Source organism: Streptomyces sp. GbtcB7 (genome assembly GCF_019091445.1).
Classification (GTDB): Bacteria; Actinomycetota; Actinomycetes; order Streptomycetales; family Streptomycetaceae; genus Streptomyces; species Streptomyces mirabilis.
This window is the reverse complement of record NZ_JAGXJM010000234.1, coordinates 1-297: the sequence shown is the minus strand read 5'-3', so window position 1 is coordinate 297 and position 297 is coordinate 1. Positions and strand designations below refer to the sequence as shown.

Sequence of the window (297 nt, the reverse complement as noted above, 5' to 3'; positions counted from 1 at the left end):
CCGCAGCCCGACGCCACGGCGACCGCCCTGGTCGGCGCCCGCGGCGCGAACGTCGACGGCGTCCCGGGGCACGCGGTCCGCCTGCGCGGGCTCCTCGCCCACCAGGGGGTCCTGCTCGGCGGGGAGGGCGAGACCCTCACCATCCGCCACGACTCCCTCCACCACAGCAGCTTCATGCCGGGCATCCTGCACGGCGTCCGCCGCGTGGTGACCGCCCCGGGCCTCACCTACGGCCTGGAACACTTCCTGGACCTCGGCTGAGCCGAGGGACGTACAACAGATAGCCGGCAGACATGC

1 protein-coding gene is annotated in these 297 nt (G+C 74.1%); it reads left to right on the top strand.

All coding sequences use genetic code 11. The features are described from left to right. The coding region (locus KVT44_RS55955; protein WP_302832272.1) for a dihydrodipicolinate reductase C-terminal domain-containing protein at positions 1 to 261 on the top strand (261 nt) is incomplete at its 5' end. Between the last annotated feature and the right edge of the window lie 36 nt (positions 262 to 297).